Source organism: Tistlia sp. (genome assembly GCF_040905785.1).
Classification (GTDB): domain Bacteria; phylum Pseudomonadota; class Alphaproteobacteria; order Kiloniellales; family DSM-21159; genus Tistlia.
The window spans coordinates 38,698-60,390 of record NZ_JBBDQW010000089.1 but is presented as its reverse complement, the minus strand read 5'-3'; the positions used below and the strand labels follow the sequence as shown (position 1 = coordinate 60,390).

Annotated in this window: 20 protein-coding genes; 5 read left to right on the top strand and 15 right to left on the bottom strand. The window is 72.1% G+C overall.

The genetic code is table 11. The features are described from left to right. Positions 1-102 precede the first annotated feature (102 nt). Complete coding sequence (lexA, locus tag WD341_RS20500) at positions 103-822, top strand: transcriptional repressor LexA (protein ID WP_368427354.1); 720 nt, start codon at positions 103-105, stop codon at positions 820-822. 229 nt (positions 823-1,051) lie between these two features. On the opposite strand, the gene WD341_RS20495 is transcribed toward lexA, so the two are convergent. Then, positions 1,052-3,226, bottom strand: a complete 2,175-nt coding sequence (locus WD341_RS20495) for a ComEC/Rec2 family competence protein (RefSeq protein ID WP_368427353.1) — start codon at positions 3,224-3,226, stop codon at positions 1,052-1,054. A gap of 165 nt (positions 3,227-3,391) precedes the next feature. Here WD341_RS20495 and gltX point away from each other — a divergent pair, with 165 nt between their 5' ends. From gltX to WD341_RS20475, 4 genes are all read left to right on the top strand, one after another. Then, a complete protein-coding gene (gene gltX / locus WD341_RS20490) occupies positions 3,392-4,798 on the top strand; it encodes a glutamate--tRNA ligase (protein ID WP_368427352.1) in 1,407 nt (468 codons plus the stop codon). 144 nt (positions 4,799-4,942) lie between these two features. Then, positions 4,943-6,265: a citrate synthase gene (gltA, locus tag WD341_RS20485; protein WP_368427351.1), complete on the top strand. Its 1,323-nt coding sequence runs from the start codon at positions 4,943-4,945 to the stop codon at positions 6,263-6,265. A 110-nt stretch (positions 6,266-6,375) separates the two neighbouring features. Then, on the top strand, positions 6,376-6,831 hold the full coding sequence (locus WD341_RS20480; protein WP_368427350.1) for a cytochrome c: 456 nt from the start codon (positions 6,376-6,378) through the stop codon (positions 6,829-6,831). A 5-nt stretch (positions 6,832-6,836) separates the two neighbouring features. Then, positions 6,837-7,721 carry a cytochrome c gene (locus tag WD341_RS20475; RefSeq protein WP_368427349.1) on the top strand — a complete coding sequence of 295 codons (885 nt, stop codon included), beginning with the start codon at positions 6,837-6,839 and terminating at the stop codon, positions 7,719-7,721. A 1-nt stretch (position 7,722) separates the two neighbouring features. On the opposite strand, the gene lpxB is transcribed toward WD341_RS20475, so the two are convergent. The 14 genes from lpxB to tsf form a co-directional block, all read right to left on the bottom strand. Further along, entirely contained in the window at positions 7,723-8,922 is a 1,200-nt protein-coding gene (lpxB, locus tag WD341_RS20470; RefSeq protein WP_368427348.1) for a lipid-A-disaccharide synthase, read from the bottom strand. Further along, complete coding sequence (locus WD341_RS20465) at positions 8,919-9,782, bottom strand: LpxI family protein (RefSeq protein WP_368427347.1); 864 nt, start codon at positions 9,780-9,782, stop codon at positions 8,919-8,921. Before WD341_RS20465 ends, lpxB begins: the two co-directional genes overlap by 4 nt. Continuing rightward, the gene (lpxA, locus tag WD341_RS20460) at positions 9,769-10,572 is read right to left on the bottom strand and encodes an acyl-ACP--UDP-N-acetylglucosamine O-acyltransferase (protein WP_368427346.1); all 804 of its coding nucleotides are present in this window, start codon (positions 10,570-10,572) and stop codon (positions 9,769-9,771) included. Before lpxA ends, WD341_RS20465 begins: the two co-directional genes overlap by 14 nt. Then, positions 10,572-11,057 carry a 3-hydroxyacyl-ACP dehydratase FabZ gene (fabZ, locus tag WD341_RS20455; protein ID WP_368427345.1) on the bottom strand — a complete coding sequence of 162 codons (486 nt, stop codon included), beginning with the start codon at positions 11,055-11,057 and terminating at the stop codon, positions 10,572-10,574. Before fabZ ends, lpxA begins: the two co-directional genes overlap by 1 nt. Continuing rightward, complete coding sequence (gene lpxD, locus WD341_RS20450) at positions 11,054-12,094, bottom strand: UDP-3-O-(3-hydroxymyristoyl)glucosamine N-acyltransferase (protein ID WP_368427344.1); 1,041 nt, start codon at positions 12,092-12,094, stop codon at positions 11,054-11,056. Before lpxD ends, fabZ begins: the two co-directional genes overlap by 4 nt. A 1-nt stretch (position 12,095) precedes the next feature. Beyond that, the gene (locus WD341_RS20445; RefSeq protein WP_368427343.1) at positions 12,096-12,686 is read right to left on the bottom strand and encodes an OmpH family outer membrane protein; all 591 of its coding nucleotides are present in this window, start codon (positions 12,684-12,686) and stop codon (positions 12,096-12,098) included. Between the two features lie 2 nt (positions 12,687-12,688). Continuing rightward, a complete protein-coding gene (gene bamA / locus WD341_RS20440; RefSeq protein ID WP_368427342.1) occupies positions 12,689-14,956 on the bottom strand; it encodes an outer membrane protein assembly factor BamA in 2,268 nt (755 codons plus the stop codon). Between the two features lie 190 nt (positions 14,957-15,146). Beyond that, positions 15,147-16,358, bottom strand: coding sequence for an RIP metalloprotease RseP (gene rseP, locus WD341_RS20435; protein WP_368427341.1), 1,212 nt, complete (start codon positions 16,356-16,358; stop codon positions 15,147-15,149). Positions 16,359-16,489: 131 nt separating this feature from the next. After that, positions 16,490-17,683, bottom strand: a complete 1,194-nt coding sequence (locus WD341_RS20430; protein ID WP_368427340.1) for a 1-deoxy-D-xylulose-5-phosphate reductoisomerase — start codon at positions 17,681-17,683, stop codon at positions 16,490-16,492. Then, entirely contained in the window at positions 17,683-18,558 is an 876-nt protein-coding gene (locus WD341_RS20425; protein ID WP_368427339.1) for a phosphatidate cytidylyltransferase, read from the bottom strand. Before WD341_RS20425 ends, WD341_RS20430 begins: the two co-directional genes overlap by 1 nt. A gap of 19 nt (positions 18,559-18,577) precedes the next feature. After that, a complete protein-coding gene (locus tag WD341_RS20420) occupies positions 18,578-19,303 on the bottom strand; it encodes an isoprenyl transferase (RefSeq protein ID WP_368427338.1) in 726 nt (241 codons plus the stop codon). A gap of 40 nt (positions 19,304-19,343) precedes the next feature. Continuing rightward, complete coding sequence (gene frr, locus WD341_RS20415; protein WP_368427337.1) at positions 19,344-19,901, bottom strand: ribosome recycling factor; 558 nt, start codon at positions 19,899-19,901, stop codon at positions 19,344-19,346. Then, complete coding sequence (gene pyrH, locus WD341_RS20410; RefSeq protein WP_368427336.1) at positions 19,886-20,629, bottom strand: UMP kinase; 744 nt, start codon at positions 20,627-20,629, stop codon at positions 19,886-19,888. The genes frr and pyrH overlap by 16 nt, the downstream gene beginning before the upstream one ends. Positions 20,630-20,709: 80 nt before the next feature. After that, positions 20,710-21,633 (bottom strand): translation elongation factor Ts, encoded by a 924-nt coding sequence (tsf, locus tag WD341_RS20405; protein WP_368427335.1) that lies wholly within the window; start codon positions 21,631-21,633, stop codon positions 20,710-20,712. Between the last annotated feature and the right edge of the window lie 60 nt (positions 21,634-21,693).

Genomic DNA, 21,693 nt, shown 5'->3' with positions numbered 1-21,693 from the left:
GTCGCAATGAGTTGTCGCTTCGTTCTAACGAGGCGCTGTCGTCATCCTAGCCGTTGGTCACGATCTCGCGTCGATGTCAGCGCGCACCCAGGGGACCTATTCATGCTGACGCGCAAACAGCACGAGCTGCTGACCTACCTGCAGAAGTACCTGGGCGACCACGGCGTCTCGCCCTCCTTCGACGAGATGCGCGACGCCCTCGGCCTGAAGTCCAAGTCCGGCATCCACCGCCTGATCACCGGCCTGGAGGAGCGCGGCTTCATCCGCCGCCTCGCCCACCGGGCGCGCGCCATCGAGGTGCTGCGCCTGCCCGAGGACGTCAGCGGCCGCGCCGGCTTCGCCCCGGCGGTGATCCAGGGCGGGCGCGCCGATCCGCGCCGCCAGATCGGCCGGCCCCTGCAGGCCGGCGAGCGCGGCGCGGGGGGGGCCGGCGCCGGGGAGCTCAACTCGCTGCCGCTCTACGGCCGCATCGCCGCCGGCACGCCGATCGAGGCGCTGCGCAACGAGAACAGCTTCGTCGAGGTGCCGCCGACTCTGCTCGGCCGCGGCAAGCACTACGCCCTGGAGGTCGAGGGCGACTCGATGGTCGAGGCCGGCATCCACGACGGCGACACCGTGATCATCGAGGAGACCGACTACGCCGAGAACGGCGCCATCGTCGTGGCGCTGGTCGACGGCGAGGAGGTCACCCTCAAGCGCCTGCGCCGCCGCCAGGGCGCGGTGGCCCTGGAGCCGGCCAACGTCAACTACGAGACCCGTCTGTTCCCGCCCGACCGCGTGACCATCCAGGGCCGCCTGATCGGCCTGATCCGCCGCTACTGACCGCGCCGCTACTGACCCGCCGCTACCGATCGGCCGCCCGGCCGCCGCTCCCACGCCCCTCGACCCGCTCGGGGCGAAGCGGCCGGCAGGGGCGACGTCCCGGACGGCGCCGCCTGACGAGGCGGTTGGCCACGGCGACGTCGCGGACGGCGCCACCGCAAGACCCCCGCCCCTGCATTCGCTTCACCCCGAGCCCGTCGAGGGGTGTGCCGCCACCGGCCAGGCCGCCTCACTCCTCGCCAGCCGCCTCCGCCGCCGCCTCCCGCTCCCAGGGCGGCAGCCGCGGGCGGCCGGCGCGGCGGACCCAGGGGCGCTTGCCGCGCCGCGCGCGGGTCGTCTCGACGGCGAGGCCGGCGGCGGACAGCCGGATCGCGTGGCCGCCCTCGCGGTAGAGCCGCCAGCGGTCGACGATCAGCTCCGGAGCCGGCGGGCCCTGGCCGCAGGCGCGCGGCACCGACAGCGTCGTGACCAGGATCCGGGCGGCGCGGCAGTCCTCCTCCAGCGCCAGCGGCCGCTCGGGCAGCGCGATCCGGCCCCAGGCGGTCCCGACCAGGCAGCCGTCGCCGTCGCAGCGCAGCCAGTCCCCGCCGGCCTCGCCGGGCGCCGGCCAGGCGAGCGGCGCGCTGCTTGCGCTTTGGCGCAGCCACTGCTCGGCGACGAAGCGCGCGCGGCGATTGCTCGAGAGCGCGAGCTCGCCGTCCGGCCCGCGCACCGCCACGAGCCGCCCGTCCTCGGCGACCAGCAGGTCCGGCGGCGCGACGCTCCAGGGCGAGAGCAGGCCGAGCAGCAGCAGCGGCATCCCCGCGAGGCGCAGCGCCGGCGGCCGCCACAGGCAGAGCCACAGCCCGCCGAGCGCGACGGCGGCGAGGCCCCAGCCCGGCATGGCCGGGACCAGGGCCACGGCGCCGGGCCAGCCGGCGACCCACTCCCCGGCCCACAGGATCCCGCCGACCCCGGCGCCGAGCAGCCACAGGAAGGGCGCGTCGAGGCCGAACGGCATGGCGAGCAGCGCCAGCAGGGCCGCCGGCATGACCAGGAAGGCGGCGAGCGGCACCGCAAGCAGGTTGGCGACCAGGCCGTAGAGCGCCAGCCGGTTGAAGTGGTAGGCGGCGAAGGGCGCGGTCGCGAGACCGGCGACCAGCGAGGTGAAGGCGAGCGCCGCGACGTAACCGAGCGGCCGGCGCCACAGGCTCTCGCCCCGCGGAGCGCCGCCCCGGCCGCCGCGCTCGCGGCGCAGGCGCCAGAGCTCCCAGGCCGAGACCAGGGCCACGACCGCCGCGAAGGACATCTGGAAGGAGGCGCCGACCAGGCTTTCTGGCGCCAGCAACAGCACCCCCAAGGCGGCCCAGGCGACCAGCCGCAGGGTCAGGGCGCTGCGGTCGAGCAGCACCGCGAGCATCACCAGCCCGACCATCACGAAGGCGCGCTGGGCGGTCACGCTGGCGCCGGCCAGCTGCAGGTAGGCGAAGGCGGCCGCCAGGGCGGCCAGCGCCGCCCACTTCTTGATCGGCCGGGTCAGGGCGAGCGCCGGATTGGCGGCCAGCAGCGCGCGCAGGGCGAAGAAGACGGTGCCTGCCGCAAGGCCGAGATGCAGGCCGGAGATCGCCAGCAGGTGCGCCAGGCCGCTGTCGCGCAGCGCCGCCAGGGTGTCCTCGGGGATCGCGCCGCGCTCGCCGACCATCAGCGCCGCGGCGACCGCGCCGCGGCGGTCGGGCAGCACCGTCAGAACCCGCTCGGCGATCGCCTGGCGCAGCCGCTCGCGCCAGCGCACCATGCGCTCGAGCGGGCCCGCGGCGGGCGGCCTCGCCAGCAGCTCGAGCTCGCCGAGCGCGAAGCCGACGGCGCCGAGCCGCAGGAACCAGGCCTGGCGGGCGAAATCGTAGGCGCCGGGCGTCGCCGGGCCGGGCGGCGGCCGCAGAATCGCCAGCAGCGCGACCCGGTCGCCAGGCCGGACCGCCGGCTCCAGCCCGCGCAGGGTGACGCGCAGCCGCGCCGGCGTCGCCGCCGCCGGCAGGCGCCCGACCGTCGCGTCGGCGAGCCACAGGCGCCGCCCGGCGTCGCGCCGCTCGACCCGCTCGACCGTGGCTTCCAGGCGCAGCGGGCCGAGCTCGCGCTCGAGCACCGGCGCCGCGACCCGGAGGCTGCGCGCCTGGGCGAGCTGGAAGCCCAGGGCCAGGGCGAAGGCCGCGAGCAGCAGCGGCCCAAGCCAGCCCGGTGCGCGCGGCGTCCGGCGCGCGGCGAGGATCGCCAGCGCGAGAACCGCCAGCGACGCCGGCGCCGGCCACAGCGGCGGCTCGACCGGGAGCAGGAAGTAGAGCGCGATGCCGGCGCCGAGCAGCACCGGCAGCCAGAGCGCCGCCTGCGGCCGGGCCGCCTGGACCAGTCGAGCGAAGCCTGCGACCACGCGCCCGTCCCCCCGCCGAGCCGTCGATGCCCGCAAGGATCGGAGAAGACCGCCGCCTGCGCTACTGCAAACTGAACCCGCCGGGGATGCGATCCCGCGCGGGCCGTGCTAGACAGCCCCGCCTACCCGCCCGAGCCCGCCACCATCAGGATCATCCCGCCGGCCATGCCTCCCGTGACCCGCCCCGTGACCCGTTTCGCTCCCTCGCCGACCGGCTTCCTGCATATCGGCGGCGCCCGCACGGCCCTGTTCAACTGGCTCTACGCCAGGCACCACGGCGGGCGCTTCCTGCTGCGCATCGAGGACACCGACCGGGCGCGCTCGACCGAGCCGGCGATCGAGGCGATCCTCGACGGCCTGTCCTGGCTCGGCTTGGCGTGGGACGGCGAGGTCGTCTATCAGTCCGCGCGCGCCGAGCGCCACGCCGAGGTCGCGCGGCAGCTGCTGGCCGAGGGCAAGGCCTACCACTGCTACGCGAGCCAGGCCGAGCTGGAGGAGATGCGCGCGACGGCGCGCGCCGAGGGCCGGCCGCTGCGCTACGACGGCCGCTGGCGCGACCGCGATCCCGCCGAGGCGCCGGCCGGCGTGCCCCCGGTGGTGCGGCTGCGGGCGCCGCAGGAGGGCGAGACCCGGATCGCCGACCTGGTCCAGGGCGAGGTCACGGTCGCCAACGCCCAGCTCGACGATATGGTGCTGCTGCGCGCCGACGGCACGCCGACCTACATGCTCTCGGTCGTGGTCGACGACCACGACATGGACGTGACCACCGTGATCCGCGGCGACGACCACCTGACCAACGCCTTCCGCCAGACCCAGCTCTACCGCCTCGCCGGCTGGGAGCCGCCGGCCTTCGCCCACATCCCGCTGATCCACGGCCCCGACGGCGCCAAGCTGTCGAAGCGCCACGGCGCGCTCGGCGTCGAGGCCTACCGCGAGATGGGCTACCTGCCGGAGGCCCTGCGCAACTACCTGCTGCGGCTCGGCTGGGGGCACGGCGACGAGGAGATCATCCCGACCGACCAGGCGATCGAGTGGTTCGACCTCGAGGGCGTCGGCCGCTCCCCGGCGCGCTTCGACTTCGACAAGCTCAACCACCTGAACGGCCACTACATCCGCGAGGCCGAGGACGCGCGCCTGGCCGAGCTGGTCGCCGGCTTCCTCCAGGCTCCGCCCTCGCCGCTCGCCCGCGAGCGCCTGGCCGCCGGCATGGCCGGCATGAAGGCGCGGGCCAAGACCCTCAAGGAGCTGGCAGAGCTCGGCGCCTTCTATGCCGCCGAGCGGCCGCTGGCGCTCAACGACAAGGCCGGAAAGCTGCTCGACGCCGACGCCCGCGCCCTGCTCGGCCGGCTGCGGCCGCGCCTGGCCGCGCTCGGCGACTGGAGCGCCGAGGCGATCGAGGCCGAGGTTCGCGCCTTCGCCGAGGCCGAGGCGGTCAAGCTGGGCGCCGTCGCGCAGCCGCTGCGCGCGGCCCTGACCGGCTCCAACGTCTCGCCGCCGATCTTCGAGTGCGCGGCGATCCTGGGGCGCGAGGAGAGCCTGGGCCGGCTCGACGACCGGCTCGCGGAACGCTAGGTTCCCCGCCATCGTTGCCGTCGGGCGAGCACGGGAGCCGTGGCCCGCGGGCGGCGCGGATGGAATTGATCGACGGCGGCCCGCCCAGTATGCTGCGCCGCAACCAAGGGCGCCCCGAGCAGGCAGGCCCCCACCTTTAGGCACATGGAGAGTCTCGTGGCGGCGGAAAGCAAGAACGCGACGGCAACCCTGACCGACAACTCGACAGGCAAGAGCTGGGAGTTCCCGATCCTGGAGGGCAGCGTCGGTCCGCGCGTGATCGACGTGCGCAAGCTCTACGCCGAGACCGGCATGTTCACCTACGACCCCGGCTTCACCTCGACCGGCTCCTGCGACTCCTCGATCACCTACATCGACGGCGACGAGGGGGTGCTGATGCACCGCGGCTACAAGATCGAGGAGCTGGCCGAGCAGTCGAACTTCCTGGAGGTCTGCTTCCTGCTGCTGCACGGCGAGCTGCCGTCGCCCAAGGAGATGGCCAAGTTCGAGAAGAACATCACCTATCACACCATGCTCCACGAGCAGATGATGTACTTCTTCCGGGGGTTCCGGCGCGACAGCCACCCGATGGCGATCATGTGCGGCGTGGTCGGCGCGCTCTCGGCCTTCTACCACGACTCGACCGACATCCGGGACCCGCACCAGCGGATGGTCGCGCAGCACCGGCTGATCGCGAAGATGCCGACGATCGCGGCGATGGCCTACAAGTATTCGGTCGGGCAGCCCTTCGTCTATCCGCGCAACGACCTGAACTACGCGGAGAACTTCCTGCACATGACCTTCGCCGTGCCGGCGGAGGACTACAAGGTCAGCCCCGTCCTGGCCCGCGCCATGGACCGCATCTTCATCCTGCACGCCGACCACGAGCAGAACGCCTCGACCTCGACGGTGCGCATCGCCGGCTCCTCGGGCGCCAACCCCTTCGCCTGCATCGCGGCCGGCATCGCCAGCCTGTGGGGGCCGGCGCACGGCGGCGCCAACGAGGCGGTGCTGAACATGCTCATGGAGATCGGCCACAAGGACAAGATCCCGGAGTTCCTGGAGCGCGCCAAGGACAAGGACGATCCCTTCCGGCTGATGGGCTTCGGCCACCGCGTCTACAAGAACTACGACCCGCGCGCCAAGGTGCTGCGCCAGTCGGCCTACGAGGTGCTCGAGGAGCTCGGCGCCAAGGATGACCCGCTGCTCGACCTCGCCATGGAGCTCGAGAAGATCGCGCTGGAGGATCCCTACTTCGTCGAGAAGAAGCTGTTCCCGAACGTCGACTTCTACTCGGGCATCATCCTCAAGGCGATGGGCTTCCCGACCTCGATGTTCACCGTGCTCTTCGCCCTCGCCCGCACGGTCGGCTGGGTCGCCCAGTGGACCGAGATGATCGAGGACCCGCAGCAGCGGATCAGCCGGCCGCGCCAGCTCTACCAGGGCTACGACGCGCGCGCCTACAAGCCGATCGGCCAGCGCGACTGAGCCTCGCGGCCCGGACGCCCGTTTCCGGCGGCTCACGGAATCGTCAAAACGGCACGCCCCGAGCCCCGTGATACTGTCATGTACCGACAATCACAGGGGAGGCTCCGACGATGCGTTCCGTGCCCCTTGCCGTCCTGACCGCGACCCTGGTCGCCCTGTCCGGCGCCGCGCTGGCGGCGGACGAGCCGAAGAATCTCGTCGACTACCGCAGCGCGGTGATGCGCTCGCTGGGCGGCCATGCCGGCGCGATCGCCGCCATCGTCAAGCAGCAGGTCTCCTACGACCACGTCGCCGCGCACGCCGAGGCGATCGCCGCGACCGCGCCGGCGGTGCGGGATGTCTTCCCGGAAAACTCCGGCCCCGACGACTACGCGGAGACCGACGCGCTGCCGGCGATCTGGGAGAACCCCGAGGACTTCGCCGAGGCGCTGGAGGCCTTCGAGACGGCCGCCGCGGCCTTCCCCGCCGCCGCCCAGAGCGGCGACCGGGCGCAGATCCTCGAGGCCTTCCAGAAGCTGGGGGGCAGCTGCGGCGCCTGCCACGAGGACTTCCGGGCCGAAGACTAGTGCCCATGGGGCTGCCAGCACGCCTCCTGCCCATTCTCCTCCTGCTGTGGCCGCTTGCCACCGACGTCGCGGCCCAGGAGCCGCCCGCGGAGGAGGAGGCCGTTGCGCGCGGCCGCTACCTGCTGCACGCCGCCGGCTGCGTGACCTGCCACACCGCCGAGGCCGAGGATGCCGTGCCGCTGGCCGGGGGGCGGGCGCTGCAGACGCCCTTCGGCACCTTCCGCACGCCGAACCTGACGCCCGATCCCGAGACCGGCCTGGGCGGCTGGAGCGCCGCCCAGTTCCGCGCCGCCCTGCGCGAGGGGCTGGCGCCCGACGGCAGCCCCTACTATCCCGCCTTCCCCTACCCCTCCTACGCCGGCATGACCGAGGCAGACGCCGACGACCTCTTCGCCTACCTGCAGAGCCTGACCCCGGTCCGCAATGCCGTGCCGGACCACGACCTGGACTTCCCCTTCAGCCTGCGCCCGGGCCTCTGGGCGTGGCGCTGGCTCCATTTCGACGCGGCGCCCTTCGCGCCGGATCCGGAGCAGGGCGAGGCCTGGAACCGCGGCGCCTACCTGGTCGAGCACCTCGGCCACTGCGGCGAATGCCACACGCCGCGCAACTTCGCCGGCGCGACGGAGGAGGCTCGGCGGCTGGCGGGCAATCCCCAAGGCCCCGAGGGCAAGCGCGTGCCGAACATCACGCCGCACCAGGAGGACGGCATCGGCGCCTGGGACGCCACCGACATGACCTTCTTCCTGGAAACCGGCTTCCTGCCCGACGGCGACGTCGCGGGCGGCGCCATGGCCCCGGTCATCAAGGATTCGACGAGCCGGCTGACCGCCGAGGACCGGGCGGCGATCGCCGCCTACCTGCTCGCCCTGCCGCCCCTGCCGGACGAGTAGGTCACGAGGACCGCGCGCGGTCGGCGAGCGCCAGGACAATGGCCGCGGCCTGCTCGCTCGGGCTGCCGGGGCCGGCGCCGCCGAGCAGAGCGACCGCCTCGCGCAGGCCGGAGAGCTGCGCCTCGCGCTCGGGGCCGCCGGCGAGCAGCGGGCCCAAAGCCCCCGCCAGCTTCGCCGGCGTGCAGTCCTGCTGCAGGAACTCCGGCATCACCGCCCGGTCGAGCACCAGGTTGGGAATGGAGACGAAGCGCACCCGGATCATGCGCCGGGCGATCGCGGCGCTGAGCTCGCCGACCCGGTAGCCGATCACCGTCGGCACGCCGGCGACCGCGAGCTCGACGGCGACGGTGCCGGAGGCGGCCAGCGCCGCACGCGCGGCGGCGAAGGCGCCGTACTTGTCCCGCACGCCCTCGACGACCAGGGTCGGCAGTGGCCAGGCCGCGGTGCCGGCGCGCACCGCCTCGGCGACGCCGGGCACGGTCGGCACGACGACCCGCAGGCCCTCGAGATCCTTCGGGAGCCGGCCCAGCGCCTCGCCGAACAGCGGCAGCAGGCGGCGCACCTCGCCCATCCGGCTACCCGGCAGCACGCAGAGCAGCGGCGCCTCGCCCGGTAGGCCGTGGCGCTCCCGGAAGGCCGCTCCCGCCCCGCCGCCGGCCTCGGCGAGCGCCTCGATGGCTGGATGGCCGACGAAGGTGGTCGGCAGGCCGTGGCGCTCGAAGTAGGGCGGCTCGAAGGGCAGCAGGCAGAGCAGGTGGTCGAGGTAGCGGGCGATCCGGCGCGCCCGCCAGGGCTTCCAGGCCCAGACCGAGGGGGCGGCGTAGTGGACCAGCGGCATGCCGCTGTCCTTCAGACGCCGGGCGAGGCGCAGCGAGAAGCCCGGGCTGTCGATCGAGACGAAGACCGCCGGGCGCGCAGCGCGCGCCGCCGCCTCGGTCTCGGCCATGCGGGCGAGGATTCGGGCCAGATGCGGCAGCACCTCGGTCAAGCCCATCACCGAGAGCTCGCGCATCGGGAACAGGCTGTCCAGTCCCTGCTCCGCCATGCGCTCGCCGCCGACCCCCAGGAACCGCAGCTCGCCGCCCGCGCGCCGCCGCATCGCCGCCATCAGGCGGCCGCCGAGCTGGTCGCCCGAAGGCTCGCCGGCGACCAGGAAGATCGGCCGCAGGCCTGTCCCGGCGCCGGTCCCCTCGCCGCTCACGGGGCGGGGTCCGGATCGCCGGAATCGACCGCGACCAGGAACAGCCCCGCGGCGTCGGCCGCGGCGACGGTCTCGGCGCGGTCGACGATCAGCGTGCCGCGGGCCTCGACGGCCAAGCCGCGCAGGCCGGCCGAAGCGGCGCCGGCAACGGTGTCGCGCCCGACCGTCGGCAGGTCGACGCGGCGCTCCTGCTGCGGCTTGCTGAGCTTGACCAGGACACCGCCGGGGCCGGAAAGCGCCAGCCCGGCGCAGCGCGCCAGCAGGGCGTCCGTGCCCTCGATCGCCTCGACGCCGAGCACCGTGCCCTGCTGCACGACGACGGCCTGGCCGATGTCGAGGCGGCCGACGGCGCGCGCGACCTCGACGCCGCGGCGGATGTCGGCCTGGGCGAGCGCGTCGGGCCGGTGGCGCCCGAGCGGACCCGGCCGCAGCGGCCCGCCGCCCAGGAGCTGGTCGAGGCCGACCACGCGAAAGCCCTCCTCCTCCTCCAGGGCGCGGACGATCGAGCCGAGCAGCCCGTCGTCGGAGAAGGCGCGCTTGCCGATCCGCGCGAAGAACCGGGCGGCGCGCCAGTCGGGGCGCACCTCCGAGAGGCTGGGCCGCTTGATCGGCCCGGCCAGGACCAGCTCGCCGACCTGTTGGGCGCGCAGGAAGTCGAGGATCTCGCCGGCCGCGCCGAGGCGGGTCCAGAGGTGGGGCACGTCCTCGACGGTCTCGGGATCGGTCTGGCCCTCGAAGGCGACCACGCAGAGCGGGCGGCCGGCATCGCGGCAGGCCTGGATCAGCCGGCGGGGAACCGGTCCGGCCCCGGCGATGATGCCGAGCCCGGGGCGCGCCGGAGCGGCGTCAGCGGCCGCCATGGGCGGGGCGCGGCTGGCAGAGCGCGCGCGATGAATCGGCCTGCACGAAAGCGACGATGTCGCGCACCGGGTCGAGCCCGGCGTACTCCTCGGCGACCTGGACGGCCCGCTCGGCGAGGGTGCCGTCGCCCTCGAACAGGCGCTGGTAGGCGGCCAGCATGCCCTGGATCTGGCCGCGCTCGTAGCCGCGCCGCTTCAGGCCGACCAGGTTGAGGCCGCCCAGGCGAGCCCGCTCGCCCATCGCCAGGCCGTAGGGAATGACGTCGTGCTCGATGCCCGACATGCCGCCGATCATAGCGTGGCGGCCGATGCGCACGAACTGGTGGACTGCCGAGAGGCCGCCGACGATGGCCTGCTCGCCGACCTGGACGTGGCCGGCCAGGGTCGCGTTGTTCGCCAGGATCACGCGGTCGCCGACCTGGCAGTCGTGGGCGACGTGGGCGCCGACCATGAACAGGCAACCGTCGCCCACGCGGGTCAGCAGGCCGCCGCCGGCGGTGCCGGGGTTCATCGTCACCTGCTCGCGGATGACGTTGTCGCGGCCGATCTCGAGGCGTGATGCCTCGCCGGCGTATTTGAGGTCCTGGGGCGCGTGGCCGAGCGAGGCGAATGGGAAGATCGCCGTGCCCGCGCCGATGCTGGTGCGTCCGGCGACGACGACGTGGCTGTGCAGCTTGACCCGGTCGCCGAGCTCGACCTCGGGCCCGACCAGACAGAAGGGGCCGACCTCGACCCCCTCCCCCAGCCTGGCCCCCGCCTCGACGATCGCGGTGGCGTGGACAGATGCCATCAGTCGTCCATGATCATCGCAGTGAAGGCGGCCTCGGCCATCAGACGGCCGCCGACCTTGGCCTCGCCGCGGAACTTCCAGACCTGGCCGCGGTTGCGCACCTTCGAGACCTCGACGCGGATCTGGTCGCCCGGAAAGACCGGCTTGCGGAAGCGCGCCTCGTCGATCGACATGAAGTAGACCAGCTTTCCGGCCGCCGCTCCCTCGAGCGTCTCGACCACGAGCACCGCGGCGGTCTGGGCCATCGCCTCGATGATCAGGACGCCGGGCATGATCGGCTGGCGCGGAAAATGGCCCTGGAAGTGCGGCTCGTTGATCGAGACGTTCTTGATGCCGACCGCGCGGACGTCGTTCTCGATCTCGATGACGCGGTCGATCATCAGGAAGGGATAGCGGTGCGGGATCATCCGCATGACGCCGAGGATGTCGGCGGCACCGAGCTCCTTCAGGGGCTTGGCGGGGGGCGCTGCGCTGGTATCGTTCATTTCTTCTTGCCCGCGTCCTTCAACTGGCGCTTCCACATCGCGACCAGGCGGAAATAGTCCCTCAGCGGCATTGCCGGCAAGCCGCCGACGGTCTCGCCTGCCGGCACGTCTGTCATGAGGCCGCTCTTGCCAGCGAGCCGCGAGCCCTTGTGCATCGTCAGGTGGCCTCCGACGCCGCCCTGGGCCCCAATCATCACGAAATCCTCCAGCTTCGAAGAGCCAGCGACGCCGGACTGGGCGACCAGGACGCAGCCGCGACCCAGGCTGACGTTATGGCCGAGCTGGACCAGATTGTCGATCTTCGAGCCGGCGCCGATGAAGGTGTCGGGCCCCGCGCCGCGGTCGATCGTCACGTTGGCGCCGATCTCGACGCCGTCCTCGACGAGGACGCGGCCGAGCTGCGGGACGTCGACGTAGCCCTTGGGGTCGAGGGCGAAGCCGAAGCCGCGGTTGCCGATCCGTGCCCCGGCGTGGATCAGGCAGTGGCGGCCGATGAGGCAGTGGCTGAGCGAAGCGTGGCTCATGATCTCGGTGCCGGCGCCGACGACGACGCCGCTGCCGATCGAGCAGTGGTCGTGGACGACCGCGCCGTCGCCGAGCTCGGCCCGCGCGCCGACCGTCGCGAAGGCGCCGACATGGGCGTCGGCGCCGATCCGCGCGCTGGGGTCGACCAGGGCGGTGGGATGGACGCCGGCCGGCGTCTGCGGATTCGGATAGAAGGCTGCCGCGACGCGGGCGTAGGCCGTGTAGGGCGTGGCCGTGACCAGGAGGATCATACCCTCCGGCGCGCGCGCGGCGTGCTCCGCGGCGACGATGCAGGCGCCGGCGCTGCTCGACCCGAAGGCCGGCAGGTAGCGCCGGTTGTCCAGGAAGGCGATGTCGCGGGGGCCGGCCGTATCGAGCGGCGCCACGTCCTCGAACGGCCGCTCGGCGTCCGCGTCCCCGGCCCGGGAGTCGTCGATCTCGGCACCGGCGATCTCGGCGATGCGCCCGAGGCCCAGAGGCCCGGCACACTGGAAGAAACGGGGGTCGGCCATGCTACTCCTCCGGCGTGACCACGCGCGGCAGCGTCAGGTTGAGCCGTTGCATCACCTCGTCGGTGACCTCGTAGCTTGGGTCTGCGAGCAGCACCGCGCTCTTCGGCAGCACGAGGTCGATGCCGCGCTCCTTGGCAAGCGCGCCGACGATCTCCAGCAGATGCGCCTCGATCGCCCTCATGCCCTGCGTGAAGCGGCCCTCCAGGGCGCGCCGGCGCTCGGCGATCTCGCTCTGGAAGCCCGCGAAGCGCTGCTCGAGCTCGCGGCGGCGCTGCAGGTACTGCTCGTTGCTGAGGCTGCTGCGCTCGCGGGTCAGGGCGGCGTCGTCATCGCGCAGCTCGGCTTCGTGCTGGCGCAGCTCGTCGCGGAAAGCGTCGCGCTCGGCCTCCAGGCCGGCCTGCAGCCCCTTGACCGCGTTCGCCTCGCGCAGGATGCGCTGTGAATCGACGATCATGATGCCCGCGACCGCCGGCGGGCCGTCGCGCTGGGCCGCCGCCGGTCCCGCCGCTGTCAGGGCGGCCAGGGGGACGACCAGAGCCGCCAGCAGCAGCGCGGCCAGGGCGGCGCCCGCGGGACGGCGACACCGGCCCATGCTCAGAACTGGACGCCGAAGCTGAAGTTCAGCAGCTGCGTCTTGTCGAATTCCTCCTTCAGGATCGGGAAGCCGAAGTCGATGGCGACCAGTCCGAGCGGCGAGTTCCAGACCAGGCCCGGTCCGATCGTCAGGCGCGGCGCCGTCGAGTCGTCGACCGATCCGGTATCGCCGTCGAAGCCCCAGACGGCGCCGGCGTCCATGAAGAACCGCCCCTGCACGTCGAGCGCGTCCTGGAAGCCGAGCGGGAAGCGCAGCTCCACGGTGCCCTTGTAGTACTGCTTGCCGCCGATCGCGTCCTCCGAGGCGATGTCCCGCGGGCCGATGCCGCCGAACTCGAAGCCGCGGAAGGTCGTGCCGCCCAGGAAGAAGCGGTCGGAGACGCGCGTGTCCTGCCCGAGCCCGTCCATGTGACCCACAGTGCCCCCGACGAAGAGCGTGAAGTCTTCGAACAGCGGGTGGTAGTAATTGCCCTTCAGCTCGTTGCGCAGGAAGCGGACGTCGCCGCCGAGGCCGGTGAAGTTGGCCTCGTAGCTGACCAGGAAGCCGCGGCTTGGATTGATGCCGCCCTCGGTGCGATCCCAGATCAGCTCTTGGTTGATGCCGGAGCGCACGGTCGTGCCCTCTTCCGACTTGACCGCGAAGGCGGCGGTGTCCTTGACGTCCTCGATGGTCCGTCGCTCGAGCTGGTAGCGCCAGATGTTGCGCGTGTACTCGGTGAGATTGTAGCCGCCGCGTAGCGCGCCGCCCAGGCGCCTCTGGTTGAAGCTGCTTTCCTCGCGCTCGAGGGTATTGCGGAACAGGTCGACGCCCGCCGAGACGTCGCGGCCCATGAAGTAGGGCTCGGTGAAGCTGAGGTCGACCTGGGAAGAGATGCCCGAGAGCTGGAAGCCGAGCCGCAGGTCCTGGCCGCGGCCGAGCAGGTTGCGCTCGCGGATCTGGATGCGGGCGAGCGGTCCGACCGAGGTCGAGACGCCGGCGCCGAGCGAAACCTCACCGGTCGAGGCCTCCTCGACCTCGACCTTGACCACGGTCTTGTCGGCGGCGCTGCCCGGCTCGTTGGTGACCTGGACCGCCTGGAAGAACTCGAGGTTCTGGACACGCTCGCGCGAGCGGCGCAGCTTGGCGGCGTTGAAGGCGTCGCCCTCGACCAGGCGGAACTCGCGCCGGATCACACGGTCGAGCGTCCGCACGTTGCCCTCGATGTCGATGCGCTCGACGTAGACCTTCGGACCCTCCTGGATCTCGTAGGTCAGGCTGATCGTCAGCTCCTCGCGGTTGCGGTCGATCTGCGTGCGGATGTCGACGAAGGCGTAGCCGAGGTTGCCGACCGCCTCGGTCAGCGCGTCGACCGTGTCGTCGACCAGGTCGGCGTCGTACCACTCGCCCTCCTCGGTCTCGACCAGGTCGCGGACCTCCTCGGGATCGAGGTTCTTCAGAGTCGTGCTGATGTCGATCGCGCCGAAGCGGTAGCGCGGCCCCTCGTCGACCGTGAAGGTGATGATGAAGGACGAGCGGTCGGGGCTGAGCTCGGCGATGGTGGAGACGACGCGGAAGTCGGCGAAGCCCTCTGAGAGATAGAAGCGCCGCAGGTTCTCGCGGTCGAAGGCCAGTCGATCCGGGTCGTAGACGTCGGCCGAGGTGAAGAAGCGCCACCAGGCGGTCTCGCTGGTGACGAGCTCGCCGCGCAGCGTACCGTCCGAGAACTCCCGGTTGCCGACGAAGTTGATCGCGGAGATCTCGGTCACCGCGCCCTCGTCGATCTCGAAGACCAGGTCGACCCGGTTCTGCTCGAGCTGGATGATCTTCGGCTCGACGGTGGCGTTGAAGCGGCCCTCGCGGCGATAGAGCTCGAGGATCCTCTGGACGTCGTTCTGCGCCTTGGTGCGGGTGAAGACGACGCGCGGCCGCAGCTCGATCTCGCCCTCCAGCTCCTCGTCCTCGATGCGCTGGTTGCCCTCGAAGGCGATGCGGTTGATGACCGGGTTTTCGACGACGCGGACGATCAGCGTGTCGCCCTGACGGGCCAGGGTCACGTCGGCGAACAGGCCGGTCTCGAACAGGCTCTTCAGCGACTCGTCGAGCACGATCGGGTCGAAGGGATCGCCGAGCTGGATGCGCATGTAGCTGCGCACGGTCTCGGGATCGACCCGCTGGGCGCCGTCGATGCGAATCTCGCGCATCACGCCACCCGCCGGCACGGCGTCCTGAGCCGAGACGGGATCGACGGCCAGGAAGGCCTGCAGGAAGAGGGCGAAGAGCCCGCACAATACAGCGGCGCCCCGCCTCACCGATCTCGCAGACACACCCTCTCCCCCCTGGTCCCTCACTGCCGACACGCCCGCTCCGTCGCCTGTCGCTCTCGACTGGTTTGTCTCGGCCCGTTGCTCTCGGCCCGTTGCTCGCTCCGTCGCGCGCGTGCCGAACTAGCCGGCCCGCGCGGTCCGGTCAGTCGGCATATCAGAAAACAAGGAGGCGCGACAGGTCGTTCCAGGTGACGAAGACGAAGAGGGTGAGCACCATCGCCAGGCCGATCCGGAAACCGTACTCCTGCGCCCGCTCGCCGAGCGGCCGGCCGCGCGCGCCCTCGATGGCGTAGAACAGCAGGTGCCCGCCGTCCAGCATCGGTACCGGGAACAGGTTGATCAGGCCGAGGTTGATCGAGAGCACGGCCATGAACCAGACGACCGAGATGACGCCGGTCTGGGCGACCTGGCCCGACATCTCGGCGATCCGAATCGGCCCGCCCAGCTCGTCGGTGCCGCGCGTGCCGGTGATCATCTGCCAGACCGCCTGGAGCGTGGCACCGGTCAGCGACACGGTCTCCTCGACCGCGGCCCAGGGCGCGCTCAGGCCCTGCGGAACGAAGGCGCTGCCGCTGGCCTGGATGCCGAGCATCGGCACCGGCACCTCGTTGCCCATGGCGTCCTCGCGAACGACGATCTGCGGCGTCGCGGTCAGCTCGACAGGCCTGCCGTCGCGCTCGACCAGCATCGCCAGCGGCGCCTCGAGGTTCAGGTGTACGAGCCGCTGGATCTGCTCGAAGCGCTCGATCCGGCTGCCGTTGATCTCGAGGACCCGGTCGCCGGCCTGCAGGCCGGCCTCCGCCGCCGCGCTGTCCTCGACGACGCCGCCGATCAGCGCCGGCGTGGTCGGCTGGCCGGGGTAGACGAAGAAGGCGGTCATCACGACGATGGCGAACAGGAAGTTGGCCGCCGGCCCGGCGGCGACGATCGCGACCCGGCGCGACAGCGACTTGTGGTGGAAGGAGACCGCGCGCTCCTCGGCGGTCAGGGGCCGTGCCTTGCCGCCGGCCCAGTCGCCGGTCTCCTCGCCCTCGGCGACCTCCTCGCCCCCGGTGGCCTCCTCGACGGCCTCCTGGATCGCCGGCGCCGGCCGGCTGGTGACATCGGCATCGCCGAACATCTTGACGTAGCCGCCGAGCGGCAGGGCCGAGAACTTCCAGCGCGTGCCCTTGCTGTCGTTCCAGCCGAACAGCTCCGGGCCGAAGCCGATCGAGAAGGCCTCGCACTTGACCCCGCAGCGGCGCGCCACCCAGAAGTGACCGAGCTCGTGGACGAATACCAGGACGGTCAGGATGACCAGGAAGGCAAGCACCGAGACGGCGATCGACTCCAGGCTGTCGAGCGGCAGGAAGGACAGGATCTCCATGGGCGGCGGTCTCTCCGGTGGCGACGGGCTCGGGGGTGGGCGTGCGGCGGGAACGTTCCGTTAGATCGCGCGTCGGCGCCGCAATGACAAGGGCAGCGGCGTCGCAGCCCCTTCCCCCTAGGCCAGGGGCGCTACGCCAGGGCCGCGACGATCTCCGCAGCGCAGCGGCGTGCTTCGCTGTCGGTGTCGAACATGGCCTGCAGCCCCTCGATCGGAGTCGGTGCGTAGCGCTCCAGCGTGCGCTCGACGGCCTCGGCGATCGCCAGGAAGCCGATCCGGTCGTCCAGGAAGGCGGCGACCGCGACCTCGTTGGCGGCGTTCAGCACGGCCGGCGCGCTGCCGCCCTGGCGCAGCGCCTCGCGGGCCAGGCGCAGCGCCGGGAAGCGCAGGGCGTCGGGCGCCTCGAAGGTCAGGGTCGCGATCTCGGCCAGGTCGAGCTTCTCGACCGGCGCGGACATGCGCCTCGGCCAGGCCAGGGCATAGGCGATCGGGGTGCGCATGTCGGGGCGGCCGAGCTGCGCCAGCACCGAGCCGTCGACGTAGGCGACCAGGGAGTGGATCACCGACTGGGGGTGCACCAGGATGTCGATGCGCTGCTCGTCGAAGCCGAACAGATGGTGCGCCTCGATCAGCTCCAGGCCCTTGTTCATCATGGTCGCCGAATCGACCGATATCTTGGCGCCCATCGACCAGTTGGGGTGGGCGACCGCCTGGGCCGGCTTCATGCCGCGCATCTCGTCCAGCGAGCAGGTCCGGAAGGGCCCGCCCGAGGCGGTCAGGATCAGCTTCTCGACGGCTTCCGGAGTCGCGGCGTCGAGCACCTGGAAGATCGCGTTGTGCTCGGAATCCACCGGCAGCAGCGTCGCGCCCCAGCGGCTGACCTCGGCGGTCATGAGCTCGCCGGCACAGACCAGGGTCTCCTTGTTGGCGAGGCCGACGGTCGCGCCCCGGCGCACCGCGGCGAGCGTCGGCGGCAGGCCCGCGGCACCGACGATGCCCGACATGACAAAGTCCGAGGGCCGTTCCGCCGCCTCGATCAGCGCCTGCGGGCCGGCGGCGACCTCGATGCCGCTGCCGGACAGCGCCGCCTTCAGCTCGGCGTAGCCCGCCTCCTCGCCGAGCGCAACGAAGCGTGGGCGGACCCTGAGCGCCTGCTCCGCGAGCGCCGCGACCGAGCGGTTCGCGGTCAGCGCCTCGACCTCGAACAGGCCGGGATTGCGCTCGATCAGGTCGAGCGTGCTGCAGCCGATCGAGCCGGTGGCGCCGAGGACAGCGATCCGCCGCGGCGCGCCAAGGGCATTGGCCAAGTTTTCGGACAGGGACATCAGAGAGGAGACTTGCCCAGCCATGCCAGGAAGGCAAGGGCCAGGGTTGCGGCGAGCAGCCCGTCGACGCGGTCGAGCAGTCCGCCGTGGCCCGGAATCAGGCCGCTCGCGTCCTTGGCGCCGAAGTGGCGCTTGACCCCCGACTCGAAGAAGTCGCCGGCCTGGGCGACCAGCGACAGCAGCACGCTCAGCACCACCAGGGCCCACAGCGCCTCGGGCGCCGCGGCGATCGCGAAGCCGGCGCCGAGCAGGCCGGCCGCCGCCAGGCCGCCGACCATGCCCGACCAGGTTTTGTTCGGGCTGATCCGTGGCCAGAGCTTCGGCCCCCGCAGGGTGCTCCCGACGAAGAAAGCGCCGATGTCCGTCGCCCAGACCAGGCCGATCAGCCAGAACAGACGTAGCACCTCGAGGCCCCCGGCGGACGCCCCGGCGCCTGCCGCTGCCGCACCGCCCGTTCCTGCCGGGCCCCGCAGCCACTGCAGGGCCAAGAGCGGCAGGGCGACGTAGAAGAGGCCGAAGCCGAACCAGAGGACCAGGCGGTCGGCCGGCAGCCGGCCTGCGCCGTCTCGCTCGCGCGAAGCGGGGCGGCGCCCGTCCCACGTCGCGGCCAGCAGGCTGAGCAGCGCGCCGAGGACGGCGGCGACGCAGGCGATCTGGATGCCGGCGACGGCGCCGGCACCGAGCGTCGCGGCGCTGGCCGCGACCAGGGTGCCTTCGGCCAGCCCGAAGCCGCGCTGGCGGCCGCAGACGCGGCCCCACTCCCAGGCCAGAACGGCGGCGGCGGCGATCAGCAGGCCGTCGCTGGCCGGCGGACCGAGGTAGATGGCGAGCAGCACGATCGGCCCGAGGACCAGGGACGAGACGACCCTGGCCATCATCGGCCGCCGCGGCCGGTTATCCCGTGGAAGCGGCCGCACCGAAGCGCCGATCGCGCCGGCCGAACTCGTTGATCGCCGAGGCGAGGTCGTCGCGCCCGAAGTCGGGCCACAGCCGCTCGGTAAAGACGAACTCGGCGTAGGCCAGCTGCCACAGCAGGAAGTTGCTGATGCGCATCTCGCCGCTGGTGCGGATCAGCAGGTCGGGATCCGGCAGGTCGGCGGTCCAGAGGCGCGAGGCGAAGAGCGCCTCGTCGATGGCTTCGGGGTCGAGCCGCCCGGCGGCCGCCTCGCGGGCCAGGGCGCGCGCCGCCGAGGTCAGCTCCTGGCGCGCACCGTAGGACAGCGCCATGACCAGGGTCAGGCGCCGGTTGTCGCGGGTCGTCGCCTCGGCCTCCTCGACCAGGCGCACGATGTCCGGGGCCAGGCGCTCGCGGTCGCCGATCACGCGCAGCTGGACGCCCTGCTCGTGCAGCTCGACGATCTCGCTGCGCAGGTAGCGGCGCAGCAGCTCCATGAGCTGCTCGATCTCGGTCATCGGCCGCTTCCAGTTCTCCGAGGAGAAGGAGAAGAGCGTCAGGTGGCGGATGCCGAGATCCACCGCCGCGCGGACCGTGCGCCGCGCCGCCTCCGCGCCCTGGCGATGGCCGGCGACCCGCGGCAGGCCGCGCGCCGTGGCCCAGCGTCCGTTGCCGTCCATGATGATGCCGACGTGGCTTGGTGGTCCGCTCAGTGGTCCGCTCACCGTCTTGTCGCCCCCGGGTCCGACGCGGCTGCTGCAGGCTTCAAACCTGCATGATCTCCGCCTGCTTGGCGGCGAAGGCGTCGTCGATCAGCTGGACATGGCGGTCGGTCAGCTTCTGAATCTCATCGCTCCGCCGGCGCTGCTCGTCCTCGGATATCTCGTGGTCCTTCTCGAGCTTCTTCAGCGATTCCATGCCGTCCCGGCGGACGTTGCGTACGGCGACCTTGCCGTGCTCGGCGTACTTGCCGGCGACCTTGACCAGCTCTTGGCGGCGCTCCTCGGACAGCGGCGGGATCGGCACCCGGATGGTCGCGCCCTCGCTCGCCGGGTTCAGCCCCAGGCCGGATTCGCGGATCGCCTTCTCGGTCGGCCCCGACAGCTTGCGGTCCCAGACGGAGACCACGATCATGCGCGGCTCGGGCACCGAGATCGAAGCGACCTGGTTGAGCGGCATGGCGGCGCCGTAGGCGTCGACCATGATCGGTTCGAGCAGTCCCGCGGAGGCGCGCCCGGTGCGCAGGCCGACGAATTCCTTCCTGACCGCCTCGACGGCGCCGTCCATGCGCTTCTCGATATCCTTGATCAGGCTGTCGGCCATGGCTGCTTCCCGTCATCGACAACAGTGAACTTCCCCTCGCCGGTCACCGTGGCGGCCAAAGCGCCTGGCTCGACGATCGAAAAGACTAGTATCGGAATGTGATTGTCCTTCGCCAGAGAAATGGCGGCCTGGTCCATGACCCCGAGGTCGCGCGTCAGCACCTCGCGGTATGTCAGCCGCTCGAAGCGCTTGGCGTCGGGAACCTTCATCGGGTCGGCGTCGTAGACGCCGTCGACCTTGGTGCCCTTCATCAGGGCGTCGCAGTCCATCTCGGAGGCGCGCAGCGCGGCGGCGGTGTCGGTGGTGAAGAAGGGGTTGCCGGTGCCGGCGGCGAAGATCACCACCCGCCCCTTCTCGAGGTGGCGCAGCGCGCGCCGACGGATATAGGGCTCGCAGACCCGCACCATGGTGATCGCCGACTGCACGCGGGTATCGACGCCGCGCCGCTCCAGGGCGTTCTGCAGGGCCAGGCAGTTTATGACCGTGGCCAGCATGCCCATGTAGTCGGCCGCCGTGCGGTCCATGCCGTGGGCGGCACCGGCCAGGCCGCGATAGATGTTGCCGCCACCGATCACCAGGCAGACCTCGACGCCCATGGCTCGGACGGTCTCGACCTCCTCGGCGATGCGGCTGACGGTGGCGTCGTCCAGGCCGAACTCGGCATCGCCCATCAGGGCCTCGCCGGAGACCTTCAGGAGGATGCGCTTGTAGCGCGGCGCCTCGGCCATGCGTCTTCCCCGCCCGACGCCGCGCGGGTGCCCGGCCCTCGGCCGCCGCCCGCGCGCGCTATTTCAAGAACCGACGGTCGTCAGCCGCGGGCGGCCGCGACCTCCGCCGCAAAGTCGCTCTCTTCCTTCTCGATGCCCTCGCCGAGCTGGAAGCGCCGGAAGCCGGTCAGCGTCACCGGGGCGCCGACCTCCTTCGCCGCCGCCTCGAGGACCTTCGCGATCTTGGTCTCGCCGTCGATCACGAAGACCTGCTCGACCAGGCAGTTGTCCTCGTAGAACTTCCGCAGCCGGCCCTCGACCATCTTGGCGATGATCTCCTCGGCCTTGCCGGAAGCGCGGGCCTGATCGGCCAGCACCTCGCGCTCGCGGTCGAGCTGCGAGGCGTCGACGTCGTCGCGGTCGAGCGCCAGCGGGTTGGCCGCCGCGACGTGCATGGCCAGCTGCTTGCCGAGCGCCGCCAGCTTCTCGGCGTCGCCCTCGGACTTGAGGCCGACCAGCACGCCGATCTTGCCCAAGCCCTCGGCGCTCTGGTTGTGGACGTAGCCGGCGACGACGCCCGGCTCGGCGACCAGCAGGGACGCGCGGCGCAGCGCCATGTTCTCGCCGATGGTGGCGATCATCTGGGTCAGCTCCTCGGCGACCGTGCGACCGGTGCCGGGGTAGGCCGCCTGCTTCAGGCTCTCGAGCTCGCCGTCGCCCGCGAGCGCAAGGCGCGTGACCGCCGAGACGAAGCCCTGGAACTGCTCGTTGCGCGCGACGAAGTCGGTCTCGGAGTTGACCTCGACGACGGCGCCGCGGCCGCCCTCGACGGCGATGCCGACCAGGCCTTCGGCCGCGGTCCGGCCGGCCTTCTTGGCGGCGGCCGCCAGGCCCTTCTTGCGCAGCCAGTCGACGGCGCCCTCGATGTCGCCCTCGGCCTCGCCGAGCGCCTTCTTGCAGTCCATCATGCCGGCCCCGGTCTTGTCGCGCAGCTCCTTGACCAGCGCGGCCGTGATTTCAGCCATGATCTTTCCTTCTTGCTTTCGCTCTCTGGCTCGCTCTCGGCGAGCGCGGGTGTCTCGCGC

What these genes read in the sequence shown, in the direction of transcription:
- fabZ (WP_368427345.1), bottom strand. Translation starts at nt 11,057, where the DNA reads ATGAACGATACCAGCGCAGCGCCCCCCGCCAAGCCCCTGAAGGAGCTC.
- WD341_RS20465 (WP_368427347.1), bottom strand. Translation starts at nt 9,782, where the DNA reads ATGGCGGCCGCTGACGCCGCTCCGGCGCGCCCCGGGCTCGGCATCATC.
- gltX (WP_368427352.1), top strand. Translation starts at nt 3,392, where the DNA reads ATGCCTCCCGTGACCCGCCCCGTGACCCGTTTCGCTCCCTCGCCGACC.
- frr (WP_368427337.1), bottom strand. Translation starts at nt 19,901, where the DNA reads ATGGCCGACAGCCTGATCAAGGATATCGAGAAGCGCATGGACGGCGCC.
- WD341_RS20430 (WP_368427340.1), bottom strand. Translation starts at nt 17,683, where the DNA reads ATGTCCCTGTCCGAAAACTTGGCCAATGCCCTTGGCGCGCCGCGGCGG.
- WD341_RS20475 (WP_368427349.1), top strand. Translation starts at nt 6,837, where the DNA reads ATGGGGCTGCCAGCACGCCTCCTGCCCATTCTCCTCCTGCTGTGGCCG.
- rseP (WP_368427341.1), bottom strand. Translation starts at nt 16,358, where the DNA reads ATGGAGATCCTGTCCTTCCTGCCGCTCGACAGCCTGGAGTCGATCGCC.
- lexA (WP_368427354.1), top strand. Translation starts at nt 103, where the DNA reads ATGCTGACGCGCAAACAGCACGAGCTGCTGACCTACCTGCAGAAGTAC.
- WD341_RS20445 (WP_368427343.1), bottom strand. Translation starts at nt 12,686, where the DNA reads ATGGGCCGGTGTCGCCGTCCCGCGGGCGCCGCCCTGGCCGCGCTGCTG.
- tsf (WP_368427335.1), bottom strand. Translation starts at nt 21,633, where the DNA reads ATGGCTGAAATCACGGCCGCGCTGGTCAAGGAGCTGCGCGACAAGACC.
- lpxD (WP_368427344.1), bottom strand. Translation starts at nt 12,094, where the DNA reads ATGGCCGACCCCCGTTTCTTCCAGTGTGCCGGGCCTCTGGGCCTCGGG.
- gltA (WP_368427351.1), top strand. Translation starts at nt 4,943, where the DNA reads ATGGAGAGTCTCGTGGCGGCGGAAAGCAAGAACGCGACGGCAACCCTG.
- pyrH (WP_368427336.1), bottom strand. Translation starts at nt 20,629, where the DNA reads ATGGCCGAGGCGCCGCGCTACAAGCGCATCCTCCTGAAGGTCTCCGGC.
- WD341_RS20480 (WP_368427350.1), top strand. Translation starts at nt 6,376, where the DNA reads ATGCGTTCCGTGCCCCTTGCCGTCCTGACCGCGACCCTGGTCGCCCTG.
- lpxA (WP_368427346.1), bottom strand. Translation starts at nt 10,572, where the DNA reads ATGGCATCTGTCCACGCCACCGCGATCGTCGAGGCGGGGGCCAGGCTG.
- WD341_RS20425 (WP_368427339.1), bottom strand. Translation starts at nt 18,558, where the DNA reads ATGGCCAGGGTCGTCTCGTCCCTGGTCCTCGGGCCGATCGTGCTGCTC.